The organism is Arthrobacter sp. Z1-15 (genome assembly GCF_054792395.1).
Window position 1 is genome coordinate 2,241,812 of the sequence record NZ_CP096454.1, and the last position, 17,658, is coordinate 2,259,469.

General features: G+C 65.2%; 16 protein-coding genes. 8 read left to right on the top strand and 8 right to left on the bottom strand.

Translation table 11 applies throughout. The annotated features are described in order from the left end of the window. Nucleotides 1-192 precede the first annotated feature (192 nt). From M1D40_RS10245 to M1D40_RS10260, 4 genes are all read left to right on the top strand, one after another. Nucleotides 193-1,086, top strand: a complete 894-nt coding sequence (locus M1D40_RS10245) for an arginase family protein (RefSeq protein WP_461168757.1) — start codon at nucleotides 193-195, stop codon at nucleotides 1,084-1,086. A gap of 268 nt (nucleotides 1,087-1,354) precedes the next feature. Next, nucleotides 1,355-2,020 (top strand): SDR family oxidoreductase, encoded by a 666-nt coding sequence (locus M1D40_RS10250; RefSeq protein ID WP_341395756.1) that lies wholly within the window; start codon nucleotides 1,355-1,357, stop codon nucleotides 2,018-2,020. Beyond that, complete coding sequence (locus M1D40_RS10255) at nucleotides 2,017-2,328, top strand: putative quinol monooxygenase (protein WP_461168758.1); 312 nt, start codon at nucleotides 2,017-2,019, stop codon at nucleotides 2,326-2,328. The genes M1D40_RS10250 and M1D40_RS10255 overlap by 4 nt, the downstream gene beginning before the upstream one ends. Before the next feature lie 562 nt (nucleotides 2,329-2,890). After that, the gene (locus M1D40_RS10260) at nucleotides 2,891-4,720 is read left to right on the top strand and encodes an HNH endonuclease signature motif containing protein (protein WP_461168759.1); all 1,830 of its coding nucleotides are present in this window, start codon (nucleotides 2,891-2,893) and stop codon (nucleotides 4,718-4,720) included. 157 nt (nucleotides 4,721-4,877) lie between these two features. On the opposite strand, the gene M1D40_RS10265 is transcribed toward M1D40_RS10260, so the two are convergent. The 8 genes from M1D40_RS10265 to M1D40_RS10300 all read right to left on the bottom strand — a co-directional run bounded on the left by M1D40_RS10265 (nucleotide 4,878) and on the right by M1D40_RS10300 (nucleotide 13,862). After that, nucleotides 4,878-5,429, bottom strand: a complete 552-nt coding sequence (locus M1D40_RS10265) for a MarR family winged helix-turn-helix transcriptional regulator (RefSeq protein ID WP_461168760.1) — start codon at nucleotides 5,427-5,429, stop codon at nucleotides 4,878-4,880. An 11-nt stretch (nucleotides 5,430-5,440) separates the two neighbouring features. After that, nucleotides 5,441-7,192, bottom strand: coding sequence for an AMP-binding protein (locus tag M1D40_RS10270; protein ID WP_461168761.1), 1,752 nt, complete (start codon nucleotides 7,190-7,192; stop codon nucleotides 5,441-5,443). After that, nucleotides 7,189-8,121, bottom strand: coding sequence for an enoyl-CoA hydratase/isomerase family protein (locus M1D40_RS10275; protein WP_461168762.1), 933 nt, complete (start codon nucleotides 8,119-8,121; stop codon nucleotides 7,189-7,191). The genes M1D40_RS10270 and M1D40_RS10275 overlap by 4 nt, the downstream gene beginning before the upstream one ends. 8 nt (nucleotides 8,122-8,129) lie before the next feature. Further along, nucleotides 8,130-9,671 (bottom strand): aldehyde dehydrogenase family protein, encoded by a 1,542-nt coding sequence (locus M1D40_RS10280; RefSeq protein ID WP_461168763.1) that lies wholly within the window; start codon nucleotides 9,669-9,671, stop codon nucleotides 8,130-8,132. A 106-nt stretch (nucleotides 9,672-9,777) separates the two neighbouring features. Continuing rightward, entirely contained in the window at nucleotides 9,778-10,554 is a 777-nt protein-coding gene (locus M1D40_RS10285; protein ID WP_341395075.1) for an enoyl-CoA hydratase, read from the bottom strand. After that, nucleotides 10,551-11,609 carry a 3-hydroxyisobutyrate dehydrogenase gene (gene mmsB, locus M1D40_RS10290; RefSeq protein ID WP_461168764.1) on the bottom strand — a complete coding sequence of 353 codons (1,059 nt, stop codon included), beginning with the start codon at nucleotides 11,607-11,609 and terminating at the stop codon, nucleotides 10,551-10,553. The genes M1D40_RS10285 and mmsB overlap by 4 nt, the downstream gene beginning before the upstream one ends. After that, a complete protein-coding gene (locus M1D40_RS10295) occupies nucleotides 11,606-12,724 on the bottom strand; it encodes an enoyl-CoA hydratase/isomerase family protein (protein ID WP_461168765.1) in 1,119 nt (372 codons plus the stop codon). The genes mmsB and M1D40_RS10295 overlap by 4 nt, the downstream gene beginning before the upstream one ends. Before the next feature lies 1 nt (nucleotide 12,725). After that, complete coding sequence (locus M1D40_RS10300; protein ID WP_461168766.1) at nucleotides 12,726-13,862, bottom strand: acyl-CoA dehydrogenase family protein; 1,137 nt, start codon at nucleotides 13,860-13,862, stop codon at nucleotides 12,726-12,728. A 253-nt stretch (nucleotides 13,863-14,115) separates the two neighbouring features. Here M1D40_RS10300 and M1D40_RS10305 point away from each other — a divergent pair, with 253 nt between their 5' ends. From M1D40_RS10305 to M1D40_RS10320, 4 genes are all read left to right on the top strand, one after another. Continuing rightward, a complete protein-coding gene (locus M1D40_RS10305; protein WP_461168767.1) occupies nucleotides 14,116-15,246 on the top strand; it encodes a YeeE/YedE family protein in 1,131 nt (376 codons plus the stop codon). 147 nt (nucleotides 15,247-15,393) lie between these two features. Continuing rightward, the gene (locus M1D40_RS10310; RefSeq protein WP_341395070.1) at nucleotides 15,394-15,621 is read left to right on the top strand and encodes a sulfurtransferase TusA family protein; all 228 of its coding nucleotides are present in this window, start codon (nucleotides 15,394-15,396) and stop codon (nucleotides 15,619-15,621) included. 115 nt (nucleotides 15,622-15,736) lie between these two features. After that, complete coding sequence (locus tag M1D40_RS10315) at nucleotides 15,737-16,588, top strand: AMP-binding protein (RefSeq protein ID WP_461168768.1); 852 nt, start codon at nucleotides 15,737-15,739, stop codon at nucleotides 16,586-16,588. Continuing rightward, a complete protein-coding gene (locus tag M1D40_RS10320; RefSeq protein WP_461171047.1) occupies nucleotides 16,494-17,561 on the top strand; it encodes an AMP-binding protein in 1,068 nt (355 codons plus the stop codon). Before M1D40_RS10315 ends, M1D40_RS10320 begins: the two co-directional genes overlap by 95 nt. Nucleotides 17,562-17,658 lie beyond the last annotated feature (97 nt).

Below are 17,658 nucleotides of genomic sequence, written 5' to 3' on the forward strand. Positions count from 1 at the left end.
CTGGCGCGGGAGGTTGGGTTGCCGGGGGCGCGGACGTTTCATCCCCGGGGACTTACGGGGTGGGCCGCTGTGTCTCGCCTTCCTGCCGTCCGGCTTCTCCCCCTTTCTGCCGTCCAGCCCTTTTTGCCATCCAGCCCCGGGCGCCGGGCCCGTACCCTTATCCGCGCCGGCGCCCCGGCGTAAATTGGCCTCATGAGCCAGATTCACCCCTCCGGTCCCGGCGCACTTCGCCTGTTCTTTCCGCAGTGGCAGGGGGCTGCCGGCCCGCAAACCCACCAGCTGCTGCCGGGCGTGAACGCCCACGACAGCCAGCTCTCCTATCATTTGGGTCCGGCGCTGCTGAACCTGATGTCTCCGGACCACGACGGACCCACCGCCTACGTTCCGGTCAGCACCGACACCGCAGACGAGGCACTGACCACCGTCAACGGGATCTATGCCCGTGAAGCCGTGCTCCGTCAGCTCACGGAGGCCCTGCGGATTCTGGAAGACGCGGCACCGGATTCGGTGGTCACCTTTGGAGGGGAATGTTCGGTCAGTGTGGCGCCCTTCAGCTACCTGGCCAACCGTTACGGGGACGATCTCGCTGTTCTGTGGATCGACGCCCATCCGGACACCGGAGTGCCGGGGCAGTCTTATACCGGCTTCCGTTCCATGGCCCTGGCCACGCTCGCCGGGGAAGGCGACGCAGGGATCATCGCCGAGCTCCCGGCTCTTGTGCCCCCGTTGAAAATCCTGCAGGTGGGGCTGCGCCACTGGGATGACGAGGGAATCGCGGTAAAGGAACGCCTGGGCATTCAAAGTGTGGGCATAACGAACACGGCCGAAGACAGCAGGAAGGTACTGGATTGGGTCGAAGCCTCAGGGGCAACGCGGCTGGCCGTGCACATTGACCTGGACGTCCTTGATTCCCGTGACTTCAGTAATTCCACCGGAAGGCAGTCGGACGGGATGCGGGTGTCCGATCTGGTGGCCCTCGTCGGCGACCTGTCCGCCGCGGCGGAAATCGTCGGCCTGAGCCTGACCGAGCACCTTCCGTTGGAGCTCATGCGGCTCTCCCGGATGCTGCGCGACCTGCCAGTCTGAACTCCTCTGCCAGCTCCTCCCGCCTCCGCGCCCCGATCTGTCCCCCACCGCTCTGCCCCGGCTCTGCCTTGGCTCGCCCACTCCGGTGCGCCGTCCTTAGGCCTGCCGCCCGCTGGCCCTCCCCGGCGTGCCGCCCAAAGGCCTGCCGGTTTATTCCCGCTGCAGAGACAAAAGTACGGGGGTCTGCCATCAGCGGAACAAGTAGGCACAGGAACCATCAGCGTGCTTAGGGTGGCAGGGACACTGATCCCCATCGAAAGGACTCACCATGTCACGCGTAGCCATTATCGGCGGCCACGGTAAAGTTGCCCTGCACTTAGCCAAGGACCTGACCGCAAACGGCCATCAGGTCACGTCGCTGTTCCGCAACCCGGAACACACCGCCGACGTCGAAGCCACGGGAGCGGCCGCCGTCGTCGCCGACGTCGAAAACCTGTCCACGGAAGAAATTGCCGAGAAGCTTGCCGGGCAGGATGCCGTGGTCTGGTCTGCCGGAGCCGGTGGCGGTGCGCCCGAACGCACCTATTCCGTGGACCGTGATGCAGCAATCCGTTCCATTGATGCCGCCAAGGAAGCGGGCGCACGCCGCTACGTCATGGTTTCGTACTTTGGTGCAGGTCCCGATCACGGCGTTCCTGAAGACAACGGCTTCTTCGCTTATGCCGAGGCCAAGGCTGCCGCTGACGAACACCTGCGCCGCAGCGGTCTCGACTGGACCATTCTCGGCCCCAGTGCGCTCACTCTTGATCCCGGTACCGGCAAGATCGAAACCGGTCCCGGCATTGAAGGCACCCAGGTTTCGCGCGAAGACGTGGCTCTGGTGGCTGCTGCAGTGCTGGACCGCCCGGAGACTATCGGGCAGACGATCGAATTCAACAACGGTTCAGTCCCCGTTCAGGATGCCCTTGAGGCACTGAAGGGGCAGAACGCATGAGCCTTGTCATCGTAGCCACCATGTTTCCCAAGCCCGAGTACAGGGATGAGGTCATTGCAACTCTCGAAGAGGTGATCGCGCGGGTCCACGCCGAAGATGCCGGCTGTGAGTTGTACAGCCTCAATGAAGGCCGTGACCGGCTTGTCATGATCGAGAAGTGGGCCAGTCCCGAAGACCTGCAGGCGCACTCCGTCAGCCCGGCCTTCCAAGCTCTGACTGCAGCTCTGGATGGAAAGATGTCCGCCGAAATGGATGTTCAGGTCCTGCAGCCCCATGCGGCGGGCACTGCACAGCAGGGACAGGTCTGACTGGCGGCGGCTATCTGATCCGCTGCAAGCTTGCATAGCCGGGGCTCTTGGTAAAGCGGTCTCCAGGCGGCGAGTTGCGACAATCTGTCGACAGCCCCGGCTACCCTGCCGCGGCCTGAAGGGCACGAGCCGTGAGTACGTCACGGCTCGTGCCCTTCAGTCTGCGCGGACGACGGCGGCGGCCCCGGAATACTGGTTCAAGCAGGAGTCCTGGTTCAAGCAGGAGCCTTCCGGCAGCCCCTGGACGCTTGACGAGTCGGTGTCTTAGCGGCGTTAGCTGTCCCCGCTCCCCCTTTGCACGGGTTCTCTCCTTTCACCCCGGTTGCCTCCCTTCTTCCTTCCCCCCACCGGCCTTCCTCCCCTTTCTCCGGCCTCCCTCCCCTTTCTCCGGCCTTTCTTGCCGCTCTCGACGGTCTTTGGCTCGCGGCTAGGTAGCCGGGCTTATTCGTAGGTAGTCGGGTGAAAAAGTCGGGTATTTGGAGTACCTGAAAAGGGCTCCTGAGGGGCCTTTTGGGGCTCTTTTGGGGCCGGAAATGTCAGTGCCGGGTGAAAGCCTGAAGACATGGATCAGAACGGATCTTCCCCCGGTGAGACTGCTGGCAACGGCAACGGCAACGGCAGCGTCAGCTGCAACGCTGCAGAGTGCGGCCTGTCGGTTTACGCTGCCGCTCCCGGTACGGATCCTGCTTCCACAACGGCGGCTGTCCAGAGTATTCGAGGTGCCGCTCCCGGTACCGTTCCAGCCCCGACCGCTCCTGAATGCTCCGGCCCCGTGTACCAAAACGGGCTCACCGGGTCCCTGGCCCTGCAAAACCTGCAGTCCCTGAACCAGGACGAAGCCGCCACCGTCCTCTCCCGCCTCGATCACCTCATCCGCTGGGCCCAGGCCCAGCAAGCCAAAACCCTCACCCGCATCCACACCCAGTTCCGCACCGAATACCACCACGACACCGCCACCCTGGACCCCGCGATGGCCTTCAGCCTCGCCGCCGAGGAAGCAGCTGCGATCCTGCACCTTCCCGCGAACACCGCCATGATGCTGATGAGTGAAGCCGGAACCCTGTGCACCACCCACACCCCCACCCTCCACGCCCTGGAAACCGGAAACATCAGCTACGCCCACGCGCAGACCGTCATCGATCAATGCCAGAACATCCCCGCCAAGGAACTGCCCTCCTTCCAAACACAACTGCTGGACCTGGCACCCGAACAAACCCACACCCAGTTCCGGGTCCGGGCCCGGCGGCTGCGGGAGAACACCTACCCGGAAACCATCACCGTGCGTCAGCGCAGCGCCTTCGAACAGCGGCGGGTGGCCCTGCAGCCTGACTGCGACGGAATGTCCTGGCTCTCGGCCCTGCTCCCGGCCGAGAAAGCCCAGGCGTTCTTCACCCGGCTCAGCATTGCAGCCCGCGGCGAGCAGGCCCACGGAGACCCGCGCACCGTGGACCAGCTCCGCACGGACATCCTCACCGACCTCCTCGACGGCGGAAACCACGACCATCATGCGTGCGACTGCACCGACACCGGCCTCGCCAACGATGCCGGTACGGGAACCGGCCCCGGCCGCGATTCTGGTAGTCGTCCCGATTCTGGTGCCGGCGCTAATTCCGGTGCCGGTAAGCGTGACGGCGGTAAGGGTGCCGGTGCCGGTAAACGTTCCGGGGGTAAGCGTTCCAGGGCGGGCAGAAGCGGGGGTTCGAAGACCGGCACCGGGTGCGGCGGCCACGGTTCCCGGGCCCGGACCGAGATCCTGGTCCTGATCAGCGCCGAAACCCTCCTGGGCGCCGATGACCAGCCCGCGGAACTGCACGGCTACGGACCCATCAGCCCCGAAACGGCACGGCGGATGGCCCGCGAAGCGGCGAAGTGGACACCGGTGGAACGGAACCCGGACACCGAGGAAGTCCTGCGGGTCGGAAAGCGACGGAAAGTACCGGACGGGTTGAAGCAGCTGCTGCGGGTCCGGGACGGGACGTGCCGGTTCCCGGGCTGCCGGACCAACGCGGTGATCTCCGAAATCGACCACACCAAACCCTTCGCGCAGGGCGGCGCCACAGATCACGACAACCTGGAGCATTTATGCCGGCGGCACCACATGTTCAAAACCAAAGGATTCTGGAAAGCCTGCCAGCCCAACCCCGGAATCATTGAGTGGACCTCACCGGCAGGACGAAAGTACCGCACCGAACCACGCCTCGCCCTGATCCGGGACACAGCCCCAGCCCCGACCACCCAGGCGCCCCTGGAGCCTGCAGCTGTCACGGCGGAAAACGGGACGGAGAGTGCGGCATGTACTGCGCATGTTGCGGGGTCGGGGGCGGAGCATGCCGCAGGTGCTGTGGGTTTCGGCGACCCGGACGACTACGGAGACGACCCACCACCCTTCTAGACACAGCCAACCGCTCATGGTCATCGCATAATGACCACTGTTTAGGCGGGCCCAGTTCGGGTCGTGCCCGACTTTCCTGCCAGCCCTTGGCGTGCGGAGTCTGATGTGTATCTGAACCCATCACTCCGGTCCCAGGCCCGAACCCGGGTGGCCTGCATCAATCGGAGAAATCCCCGGCATCACGACGGAACCGGGTCAGAATTTCCGTTAGCTCGGCCAAGTCATTCGGTGCAAACCCGGAGCGGGAAAAAACTTCGCTATTCAAAGCCGACGCGGCAAGGGGGACAAGCTTCCGACCTGCCGGAGTGATCTCCACCAAAACAGTACGACCATCAGAGGGATGCTTCCGGCGCTCCACCAGACCCGCCTGCTCCAGACGGTCCACAGCATTGGTCACTGACGTGGGATGCACCTGAAGCCGCGCACCGGCTTTAGCCATCGGCAAGGCACCGCTGGCCGTGAAGCTCAGCAGAGCCAGAAGCTCGAACCGGGCGAATGTCAGGCTAAAGGGCTTGAGTACATTCTCCACTCGCGTCAGCAGGATCTGATGGGTCCGCATCACCGCGGTGACAGCCGCCATGCCCGCGGCCGCTTCACCCCATCCATGTTCTTCCCAGTGTCTGCGGGCTTCCGCGATGGGATCCTGGGGTAGGGGCTGTGAGCCCTGGGACTCCGGCTTCCCGGACTCCGACTTTGAAGTCCCGGGCATCGGCACAGACGTCACCGGCGCAGCTCCGGAAATTCATCGTCCCGAAACTCCACGCGATCTCCTACCGGTCTGCTGTTCCCGCCGGCGTCCGCCTCGGTCTCCAGAGCCCGCAGCTGCACCCTGCGGATTTTGCCGGACATGGTCTTGGGCAACTCATGGAATTCCAGCCGCCGCACCCGCAGGTACGGAGCCAAATGCTCCCGTGCATAGGTCAGGATGGACAGCGCTGTCTCGCGGTTCGGTTCCCATCCCTCGGCTAGGGCAACATAGGCCTTGGGAACTGCGAGCCTCAGCTCGTCGGGAGCGGGCACGACGGCGGCCTCAGCCACCGCAGGATGTTCGATCAGGACACTCTCGAGTTCAAACGGACTGATCTTGTAGTCGGAAGCCTTGAAGACGTCGTCGGTGCGGCCGATATAGGTGATGTAACCGGCCTCGTCCCGCACCGCCATGTCGCCGGTATGGAAGTAGCCGCCGTCCATGGCTGCCTTCGTACGCTCGGGATCGCCGCGGTAGCCGGTCATCAGGTTCAGCGGCCGGCGGGACAGATCCAGGCAAATCTCGCCTTCGTCAGCGCTCAGACCGGTTGCCGGATCAATCAGAACCACCGGAACTCCGGGCAGCGGACGGCCCATCGATCCCGGATGCAGCTCAGCACCGGGGGTGTTCCCCACCAGAGCCGTAGTTTCCGTCTGCCCGAAACCGTCACGGATGGACAGCCCCCACGCGGACTCGACCTTGGAAATCACTTCCGGATTCAGCGGTTCGCCGGCACCGATGAGTTCCCGCAGCAGGGCAGGCCGTTCCCCGAGGTTGGACTGGATCATCATCCGCCACACAGTCGGGGGCGCACACAGACTGGTGACACCCGCCCGATGCAGCTGCTCCAACAAAGCCTCGGGCCGGAACCGCGCGTAGTTGTAGATGAAGACTGTCGCCTCCGCATTCCACGGAGCAAAGAAACTGCTCCAGGCGTGCTTGGCCCAGCCCGGAGAACTGATGTTCAGATGGACGTCCCCCGGCTGCAGGCCGAGAAAGTACATCGTGGAAAGGTGCCCCACCGGATAGGACACCTGGGTGTGTTCCACCAGCTTCGGCCGGCTGGTGGTGCCGGACGTGAAATAGAACAGCAGCGGATCAGCGGCATCGGTGACCGTCTGCTGCTGCACCGGATCACTCGCATACGCGTCCGCATAGTCCAGCCATCCGGCAGCCGGCTGCACGTCTGAGCCGCCCGGTGAGCCGCCCGGTTGGCCGCCGACCAGAATCCTGCCGTAGCCGCCGGGTACGTCGTCGAACTTTCCGGCATCGGCTGCATTGGCGATAACCCACCGGGCGCCTCCGCGGCTGATCCGGTCGGCAAGGTCCGCACTGCCGGCAGCGGAAGCAGTGGGCATAATGACGGCGCCGAGCTTCATGGCGGCGAGCATGCTCTCCCAGAGTTCCACTTGGTTGCCGAGCATCAGCATCACGGGATCTCCCCGGCCGACTCCACAGGCAGCAAGCCAGGCGGCGACCTGGTCGGAACGGTGCACCATGTCGTCGAAGCTGTACTTCCGCTCCGATCCGTCCTCTTCCACGATCCACAGGGCGCAGCCATCATTGCCGCGCGCCATGGCGTCGAAATAGTCCACGGCCCAGTTGAACCGGCCGTCCAGCCGGGGCCAGGTGAAGGTGTCCACCGCTTTCTCGTAGCTGCCGGCGAGGGCAAGCAGCTCATCGCGGGCGGCACGGAACATAGTAGTGGCGCTGTCCTGGTTCATTGTTCCTCTTTCGAATCATGCGCCCTGGGGGCTGTGCTCGAACCGCGCGCAGCGTCGGCCCTGCGCGGGCTGACGGGGCCGGTCCAGGTGAAGGCCGGCTCTGCCTTCGCAAGAAAGGCGCGGACACCGATAACGGGATCCGCAGCTGCAGCCATTTCCTGCTGCCAGCGGTAGCTGGCCTGTTCCAAGCTGCGCTGCTCCTCGCTGGCCTGTTCCTCGCTGTGCTGCTCCACGCTGCCCGAGGCATCGGCAGCATTACCGGAATCCACGGAGGCAATGATGTCGACGAGTTCCTTCATGGCCTGCAGCGAAAGCTGGGAGCGTCCGGCAAGGCGCCGGGCGAAGGACGCGACGTCGGTCCAGAAGTCCGCCTGCGGAATGACCCGTTCCACGAGTCCCAGGCGCAGTGCCTGCTCGGCGGGAACAAAATCCCCGCTGAACAGCAGATATTTTGCAGCCCCGGGCCCTGCAAGCCGAACCAGCCGCTTGATCCCGGACAGCGGATAAACAATGCCGATCTTGGCCGGAGTGATGCCGAAGACGGCACGGTCGGAAGCGAGGCGGAAATCGCAGGCTCCCGCGACCTGCCAGGCACCGCCGAGGCAGTACCCGTCGACGGCGGCAATCACCGGTTTGGGGAAGGCCGCTATCGCTTCCTCCCCCGCCGTGACGTCACCGCCGTCGTGCAGTCCGTTGTCCGGATTGTGCAGGATGGCCCGCAGGTCGGAAATGTCCGCACCGGCGGAAAAATCCTCCCCGTCGCCGCGGATAATCACCACCTTGACGCTGTCGTCATGCTCCAGCGGTGCGAGTACGACGGCGAACTCCCGCCACATCGCAGCGGTCAGCGTGTTGCGGCGCCCGGGATTGGCCAGCAGCACAGTTGCCACCGGACCGTCCCGGGTGACCTTGAGGGACCCTTTGCTCATTTGCGGCCTCAGCCGCGCAGCTTGACGTTAATCTGCTTTGTCTGGGTGAACCCCGCGAGCATGCCCTCCAGCGACACCTCCCGGCCGATACCGCTTTGCTTGTAGCCGCCGTAGGACTGCCCCACCACCTGGCCTCCGCCCTGGTTCACCTGCACCCAGCCGGCGTCCACGCGGTGCGCGGTGTTCAGCGCATCGTCCAGGTTATGTGACCAAACGTAGGCGGCCAGTCCGTAGTGGGACTCGTTCGCCATGCGGATGACGTCCTCGGTGTCCCGCCACGGAATGGCAACCAGGACCGGGCCGAAAATCTCCTCCTGCGCCAGCCGGAAATCGTTCCGGCCGCCGCCGAACACCGTCGGCAGGTGGAAGTAGCCCTCCGTCAGCGGACCCTCCTCCGGAACGGAGCCGCCGAGGATCGTGGCCATGGAACCGCGGCCCTCCTCAAGGTAACCGCTGATGGAGGAGAACTGGCTGTTGTTAATGACAGCACCCATGTCGGTGGCCTCATCCAGCGGGTCGCCCACGGTCAGGGCACCGAGCTTTGCCGAGAGCCGTTCGAGGACCTCGTCGTAAATGTCCTCGTGCAGGAACAGCCGGGAACCGGCAGTGCAGCTCTGGCCCTGCCGGGTGAACCGGGAGGCGAGCAGCAGTCCGTCAATCAGTTCCTCGTCGACTGCGTCCGGGAAGACAATCGAAGGATTCTTTCCGCCCAGCTCCAGGGACACGTGGGCCAGCCGCTCTCCGGCGGTGCGGGCGACACCGCGGCCAACTTCCGTGGATCCGGTGAAGGAGACCTTGTCAACGCCGGGGTGCTCGGCCAGAGCAGCACCAATGACGCTTCCCCGCCCGGTCAGGGCATTCACGGTTCCGGCCGGCAGGTGCTTTCCGCAGATTTCGGCCAGCAGCAGGATGGTCAGCGGCGCGTCGTCGGCCGCCTTCAAGATGACGGTGTTGCCCGCGGCCAGGGCTGCCGGAAGCTTGAACCCGGCAATCATGAGCGGCGAGTTCCAGGGCAGGATGCAGGCCACCACGCCAAGCGGTTCCAGCCGCGTGTACTGCAGCTGCCCCTCGCCGGCGGGCAGGGTCACGCCCTTGGCCTCACCGGCAATTCCGGCGAAGTACCGGAACAGGGAGACCAGCGTGGTGACTTCAGGCCGCGCCTGGGTGCGCAGAGCGTTCCCGGTATCCAGGGCCGTGAGCCGCGCGAAGTCTTCGGCACGGGCTTCGATCTCGTCGGCGATGAGGGATAGCGCCCGGGAGCGGACGGTGAAGTGGGCGCTGCGCCAGCCGGGAAATGCAGCCCGGGCAGCGGAAACGGCGCGGTCCACGTCTTCGGGACCGCCGGCCGGGACCCGGGCAATGACGGTTTCCCGGCGTGCCGGATTCATGACGTCCCGCCACTGCCCCGACGCAGCCTGAACCGGCTCGCCGCCGATCCACATTGGCTGGTCGACCCCGGACAGGAAGGAACTGTAATCGGAACGCTCTGCGCTGCTGCCGGCGCTGTCAGCGCTGCGCTCAGCTTCCGAGGGAATGTTGAGCTGGGTCATGATGCCTCGTTTTCTCGGTCGTCGTACTCGGATTGCTCGGGTGGTGCGGTGCTGCTGGGGTGGTGCGGTGCTGCTGGGGTGGCGCGGGATTCTTGGGTGTCCAGGCTCAGCGGTGCTTGAAATCGGGCTTGCGCTTCTCGATGAAGGCCGCCATGCCTTCCTTCTGGTCCTCCAGGCCAAAGACGGAATGGAAAACCCGGCGCTCGAACCGGATGCCGGATTCCAGCGTGGTTTCGAAGGCGGCGTTGACGAGTTCCTTGCCGAGCATTGCTACCGGGGCGGACATGGAGGCGATGGTCTCTGCGGTGGAACGGGCGTCGGCGAGCAGATCGGCAGCAGGTACAACACGTGCCACCATGCCTGCCCTTTCGGCTTCCTCGGCACCGATGGTCCGGCCGGTGAGGATCATTTCCATGGCCTTGGCCTTGCCCACTGCACGGGTCAACCGCTGTGAGCCGCCGATTCCGGGTATGACCCCGAGCTTGATTTCCGGCTGCCCGAACGTAGCCGTATCGGAGGCAATGATGAAGTCGCACAGCAACGCCAGTTCACAGCCGCCGCCCAGGGCGTGGCCGGAGACGGCTGCAATCACCGGGGTACGGACGGCAGCGAGGGTGTCCCAGCCGCGGAACCAGTTGCCGAGATACATGTCCATATACGATTTTTCGGACATTTCCTTGATATCGGCTCCGGCAGCGAAGGCCCGTTCGGAACCGGTAATGATGATGGCTCCGATTTCCGGATCACTGTCCAGCTCCGTTGCTGCCGAGACCACATCCTGCATCAGCCCGTAGTTCAGCGCATTCAGAGCTTTGGGGCGGTTCAGCGTGATGATGCCAACCCGTCCGCTGCGCTCCAGGAGGATGTTCTCGTACTCGCTCATACTGCTCCGCTCTGTTCTGCCGACAGCTGTCCTGCCGGCTGTGTCTGCCCTGCCGGCTGTTCCGCCGGGTGGTGTCCGTCCGTGGGGTGCCGGTACTGGCCGGCATCTGCTTCCGAGGCCGAGGTAGCGGCCCGGATGGAATTGATGACGGAGGAAAAGTCCTGTCCTCCGCCGCCGGACGCCGTGAGGTCCCGGTAGATTTCTCCGGCCCGCCGCCCCAGTTCCGCGCGGACTCCGGTGGAATCCAAGGCGTCCGCGGCAAGGCCCAGGTCCTTGGCCATCAGCGCCGCGGCAAAGCCGGGCTGGTAGTCCCGGTTGGCGGGACTGGCAGGAACCGGGCCGGGAACCGGACAGTTGGTGGTTAGAGCCCAGCACTGCCCTGATGCGGCGGAGGCGACGTCGAACAGCGCCTCGTGGGTCAGGCCCAGTTCTTCCCCGAGCACAAAGGCCTCGCTGACCGCAATCATGGAGACGCCGAGGATCATGTTGTTGCAGATCTTGGCTGCCTGTCCCGCCCCGGCATCGCCGCAGTGCACCACGCGTCCGCCCATGATTTCGAGCAGGGGCAGCGCTGCCGCGAAATCATCCGCGGCCCCGCCGGCCATGAAGGTCAGGGTGCCCGCTTCGGCGCCCACCACGCCCCCGGAGACGGGAGCATCCAGTCCGCGGTGCCCGGTCTCGAGCATCAGTGCATGGGCTGTGCGGGCATCGTCAACGGAGATGGTCGAGCACTCCAGGAACAGGGCATCCGGCGCAGCGGCCGCGAGCAGTCCCAAAGCGTCACCGTCACCGGACAGGGCATTGAGCACATGCTGGCCGGTGGGCAGCATGGTGATGACGACGTCGGCCTCCGCCACGGCCTGATCTGCAGTGGCCGCCATGCGGATGCCCTTGGCTGCGGCCCGCTCCGCTGCAGCGGGAACCGGGTCGAAGCCGGTCACCGGGTACCCGGCGGCCACCAGATTGGCAGCCATCGGCCCGCCCATGTTGCCCAGCCCAATGAAGCCGACCCTGGTGTCCCGGCCCGGGCCTTGCTGCTGCGGTTCCTGTGTCATATCTGCTCCTGGCTGGTAGTGAAAACGTCGCGCCGGCCCTGGACGGGTTCGAAGTATGCGTCCACGTCGGCCTGGCGCACATCCTCAAGGGCGGCCGGCTGCCAGCGCGGCTCACGGTCCTTGTCGATCACCTGTGCCCGGACGCCCTCGGCGAAGTCGGGCGCGGCAAGGGCATGCAGGGAGACGCGGTATTCCTGCACCAGGACGCTGACCAGGTCCGGAAGCTCGCGCGCCCGGCGCAGCGACTGCAGCGTCACTTTCAGCGCGGTCGGGGATTTGGCGCTGATCGCTCCGGCGGCGGAGTTGGCGTCCGCCTCCCCGGAACGGAGCAGGGCATCAATGATGGTTTCGACGTCGTCGTGGCCGTAGCACTCGTCGATCCAGTGCTGCGCAGCCGCCAGCGGGGCCTCCGGAGCCTCCTGCGCAAAGTCCTGCAGGACCTCCCCGGCCGGCCTTTCCGCGAGCGCGGCGGCCAGGTCCTCCAAGCGGCTGCTGTCCATATACAGATCCGCCAGCCCCAGGAGCAGGGCATCAGGGCCGGTCATCATTCCGGCGGTGAGGGCGGCATGCGTGCCCAGCTCTCCGGGGGCACGGGAGAGCAGGTAGGTGCCGCCGACGTCGGGAACAAAACCAATGCCGGTTTCCGGCATGCCCACCTTCGTGCGCTCGGTGACGATCCGGTGGCTGCCATGGGCGGAAACGCCGACGCCGCCGCCCAGGACAATTCCGTCCATCAGCGCCACATAGGGCTTGGGATAGCTGCTGATGCGGGCGTTGAGTTCGTATTCCTCTGCCCAGAACCGGGCGGATTCAGCGCCGCCGTTGCCCGCGTCCCGGTAGATGGCCACGATGTCACCCCCGGCGCAGAGTCCGCGCTCACCGGCGCCGGACAGCAGAACGGTCGCCACGGCGTCGTCATGCTCCCACTGGTCCAGTGCTCCGCGGATGAGGGCAACCATGCTGGCCGTGAGCGCGTTGATGGCCCGCGGGCGGTTCAGGATGATCCGGCCCAGGTGACCGCTGCGTTCAATCAGGACCTCGGGCTCGGCGTTCTCCGCCGGCGCCGGAGAGGTCGCCGCTGCCGGAGACTGCTCGGGTGCGCTGCTTTTCGTCATCTCAGGCCTCCGCCAGCGTCCGGCCCACAATGAGCTGCATGATTTCGTTGGAGCCTTCCAGTATTTGGTGGACCCTCAGGTCCCGGACAATCTTTTCCAGGCCGTACTCCGAGAGGTAGCCGTAGCCGCCGTGCAGCTGCAGCGCCTCGTTCGCCACCGCGAAACCGTTGTCGGTGGCCACCCGCTTGGCAGTGGCGCAGAGCGTGACGACGTCGGGCGCCCCCCGGTCCAGCGCATCCGCGGCCCGCCGGAGCATCGTCCGGGCTACTTGGAGCTTCATTTCCATGTCGGCGAGCCGGAAAAGGAGCGAGGACTGCTCAATGAGCGGCTTGCCGAAAGCGGTGCGCTGCTTCAGATGCGCCACGGTCTGGTCCAGGGCAGCCTGTGCACCGCCCAGCGAGCACGCTCCCATGTTCAGGCGTCCGCCGTTCAGGCCCTTCATGGCAATCCCGAAACCGGAGCCCTCGTCCCCCAGCCGGTTAGACACGGGAACCCGCAGGTCGGTGAAGATTACCTGGCCCGTGGGCTGCGCATTCCAGCCCATCTTGCGCTCGGCAGGGCCAAAGGACAGTCCCGGGGTGTCCGCCGGAACAACAATGGCGCTGATGCCCCGGGCACCGGCACCACTGGTGCGTGCCATGACGATGTAATACGCGGAGCTGCCGGCGCCGGAGATGAACTGCTTGACGCCGTTCAGCACGTAATGGTCGCCGTCCCGTTCAGCCTTGGTCGTCAGGGCCGCGGCGTCGGAGCCTGCGCCCGGCTCGGTGAGGCAATAGCTGCCCAGCGACTGCATGGAAGCGAGTTCGGGAACCCAGCGCGCACGCTGGTCCTCGGTACCGAAGGAGTCGATCATCCAAACCACCATGTTGTGGATGGAAATGTAGGCCGCGATGGACGGATCCGCCTTGGACAGTTCCTCAAAGATCACGACGGCGTCGGTGCGTGAAAGGCCGGCACCGCCGTGTTCCTCCGCCGCGTAGATTCCGCCCATGCCGAGCTCACCGGCCTGCGCCAGGACGCCCACCGGAAAGTGCTTGGTTTCATCCCATTTGGCGGCGTTGGGCGCCAGGGCCCCGGCGGCGAAGTCGCGCACCATGTCCCTGATTGCTTGTTGATCTTCCGTGAGTTCGAACATGCCCCGCCCTTCATTGGTACCGTGGACGCCAATTTACTTGGACTACCTAGTAATTGCTAGGGGCAGGCTGGGAGAGATTTTATTCCCTTTGCGTCACCGGGCTTCACTACTCTTCACGCGGCGCCACATTCTTTGCCCGGCTTCACCCCGGACCAATAGCGTTGATGTCTCCCGGCTTACCCGCCCTCCTGGATTTCCGCCCTTATCCATCGCGGATTTTCCACCCTTACTCACCCCGGAAGGGGACACTTCCATGCTTATTTCCGGCCTCTTTGTCGGCATGGCGCTTGGCTTCGTGATGCAGCGCGGACGTTTTTGCGTCACGGGTGCCTTCCGTGACATCTGGGTGACCCGCAATACGCGGTGGCTCACCGCGTTCATGGTGGTTGTTGCCGTACAGAGCATCGGAGTTTTCGCTCTCGATGCGGCCGGTGTCATTTCCCTGGAATCGGGACCGTTCCCGTGGCTTGCCACGGTAGTGGGCGGTTTAATCTTCGGGTTTGCCATTGTCCTGGCCGGAGGCTGCGCCACCGGAACGTATTACCGTGCCGGTGAAGGGCTGGTGGGCAGCTGGCTGGCCCTGATCACGTACGCCCTGTTTGCCGCCGTGATGAAAACCGGACCGCTGTCCGGGTTCACCGCATCCATGCGGTCGGTCACCGTGGAGCAAAGCACCTTCCACTCGGTCCTGAATGTCTCGCCGTGGGTGTTCGTGGCCATCCTGACGGGGGCGGTGGCCCTGGCGGTACGCCATCACCTGAGCAAGCCGAAGTTCACCATGGCAACCCCGCCGGCCTCGAAGTCCGGGCTGGCACATCTGTTGTTTGAGAAGCCCTGGAATGCCTTCGCCACGGCGGTGGTCATCGGTTTGATCGCCATCATCGCGTGGCCGCTGAGCTGGGCCACCGGCCGCGAAGCGGGCCTGGGCATCACCACGCCGTCCTCTAACGCGGTTAACTACCTGGTGACCGGGGATCCGGAACTGGTCGACTGGGGTGTCTTCCTCGTCCTTGGAATTCTCGTGGGTTCCTTCATCGCGGCGAAGGGCAGCGGTGAATTCCGGATCCGCATTCCCGACGCGCCAACCGTCCTCAAGAGCCTTGGCGGCGGCGCAATGATGGGCGTCGGTGCCGCGCTTGCCGGCGGCTGCACCATCGGAAATGCCATGGTTGAGACGGCCCAGTTCAGCTTCCAGGGCTGGACCGCCCTGGTATGCATGATCCTGGGTACGGGCCTTGCCGCGAGGATGACCATCATGAAACGCCGTCCTGCGGCTTCCGGGAGCACCGGTTCCGGCAGCACCGGTTCCGGCAGCACGGGTGCCGGGAGCAGCGGAGCAGCCGGTGCCGCCGGGGCTTCCGCTGCCGCCGGCGTCCGCAGCTAGGTTCGCAACACCGGACTTATTAAATTTCCGAGCCCCTTCCCAATTCGCAGGCACCCTACCTGCAAACCCGGCATCCCCGCCGGCATCCAGCCCAAGTCCCTCCTCAAAACCCTCCTCAAGAATCCCTTCCCGAAAGGAAGAATCCACATGGCACAGGTAACCCTTGAAACCAACGGACAGGTCTGCCCCTTCCCCCTGGTCGAAGCCAAGGACGCAATGACCACGCTGGCAGCCGGCGATGAATTGGTCATCCACTTCGACTGCACCCAGGCCACTGACGCCATTCCGCGCTGGGCTGCCGAAAGCGGCTACCCGGTCACCGACTTTTCCAAAATCGGTCCGGCGGAATGGTCCATCACGGTACAGAAAGCCTAAGGACGGCCCGGCTCAGTGGTGCTTCCCCTGAGCCTCCGGGTGGGACAGACTGTGGGCCTACAGATCCGCGCTCACCACGTGCAGCAGCGGAAAACGTCTACCCCAGGGGTTCCGCGTGTCCGCTCCACTGTCTTCCACGTCCGGCAAGTCAGCGTTTGGCAACCTAGAGTCCGGCACGTGGGCGCCCGGCACGTCAGAGTCCGGCAAGCCGGCGCCCGGCACGTTAGAGTCCGGCAAGTCAGCGTTAGGCAACCTAGAGTCCGGCAAGCCGGCGCCCGGCACGTCAGAGTCCGGCGCCACGTCTGCCGTTGCCGCACCCTCCGTCAGCACACCTTCCGGCAGCCAAGCCCGCAGCCAGACACTCGGAGACCTGCCGCGGCGCAGCGCACAGCGGTATCCGCGCCGCACGGCCATCGTTGACGGAAGCACCCGGCTGACTTTCGCGGAATTCGAGCAGTCCGTGGCCGCAGCAGCATCCGCCCTGCACAGCAGCGGCATAAAGCCCGGCGACCGCCTGGCACTGCTGTGCCGCAATACCTGGCAGTTTGCAGTCCTGGCCTTCGCAACCGCACGGGCCGGCGTGGTGCTGGTTCCCATCAACTTCATGCTCGGACCGGACGAGGTCGCCTACGTCCTGGATCACAGCGGAGCCAGCGCCTTCGTTGTTCAGGACGCCCTCTTTCCGGTAGCCCAGGCCGCCATGGCCGCTGCCGAAACGGACGCCGTCGTCGTGCGTTCCTGCGTCTGCAGCGGGACAGACGCTCCGCCGGCCGGGTGGACCGATGTGCAGGACTGGTTCGAGTTCGACAGCGCCGGTCCTGACGCTCTCCCGGGTGGCGCCCCCCGTGGGCGACGACGATCCGGTGCGCCTCATGTACACCTCAGGCACGGAGTCCCGCCCCAAAGGTGCCCTGATGTCCAGCCGGTCGCTGCTGTGGGAGTACGTCTCGGCCGTGGTGGACGGTGACATGAGTTCCGACGACGTCGACCTGCACACCCTTCCGCTGTACCACTGCGCCCAGTTGGACTGCTTCCTGGGACCGGACATTTATCTGGGGGCCACCAGCATCATCCTGCCCGCACCGGATCCCGCCGCCATCCTGGCAACCATTGAGCGGGAGAAAGTCACCAAGTTTTTTGCCCCGCCCACAGTGTGGATTTCCCTCCTGCGCTCGCCGCACTTTGACGCCGCTGATCTCTCCTCCCTGCGCAAGGGCTATTACGGAGCGTCCGCCATGCCGGTGCAGGTCCTCAAGGAACTGCAGCAGCGCCTGCCCGGCGTCCGCTTCTGGAACTTTTACGGGCAAACAGAGATGGCTCCGGTGGCCACCATCCTGGGCCCGGAGGACCAATTGATGCACGCCGGTTCAGCCGGCCGGCCCTCCCTGAACGTGGAAACCGCAGTGGTCGGCGAAGACGGCAGTCCGCTTCCGGCCGGGAGCGTGGGTGAGATCGTGCACCGCAGCCCGCATGCAACCCTGGGCTACTACCGGGACCCCGAGCGCACTGCCGACGCGTTTGCGGGCGGCTGGTTCCATTCCGGGGACCTGGGGTACTTCGACGACGACGGGTACCTCACCGTGGTGGACCGCAAGAAGGACATGATCAAAACTGGCGGGGAAAACGTTGCCAGCCGGGAGGTGGAGGAAGCGGTTTACCTGCTTGACGGCGTGGCCGAGGCGGCGGTGTTCGGCGTTCCCCATCCGCACTGGGTGGAGGCGGTGGCCGTTGTGGTGGTTCCGAAGTCCGGAGCCGCATTGACGCCGGAAGCAGGGATGGCCCACACACGGGGACTGTTGGCGGGCTATAAGACGCCCAAATATGTGGTCATCGCCGACTCCCTGCCCAAGAATCCCAGCGGAAAGATCGTCAAGCGGCAACTCCGGGAGGAGCACAGCGGGCTCGGCCAGCCGGCCACGTCCAACCAGGCGGGGGTTTAGGGAAGGGCCAGCGGGGTTAGGGAAGCGCCAGGCGGGGGTTTAGGGAAGGGCCAGCGGGGTTAGGGAAGGGCCAGCGGGGGTTTAGGGAAGAGCCAGC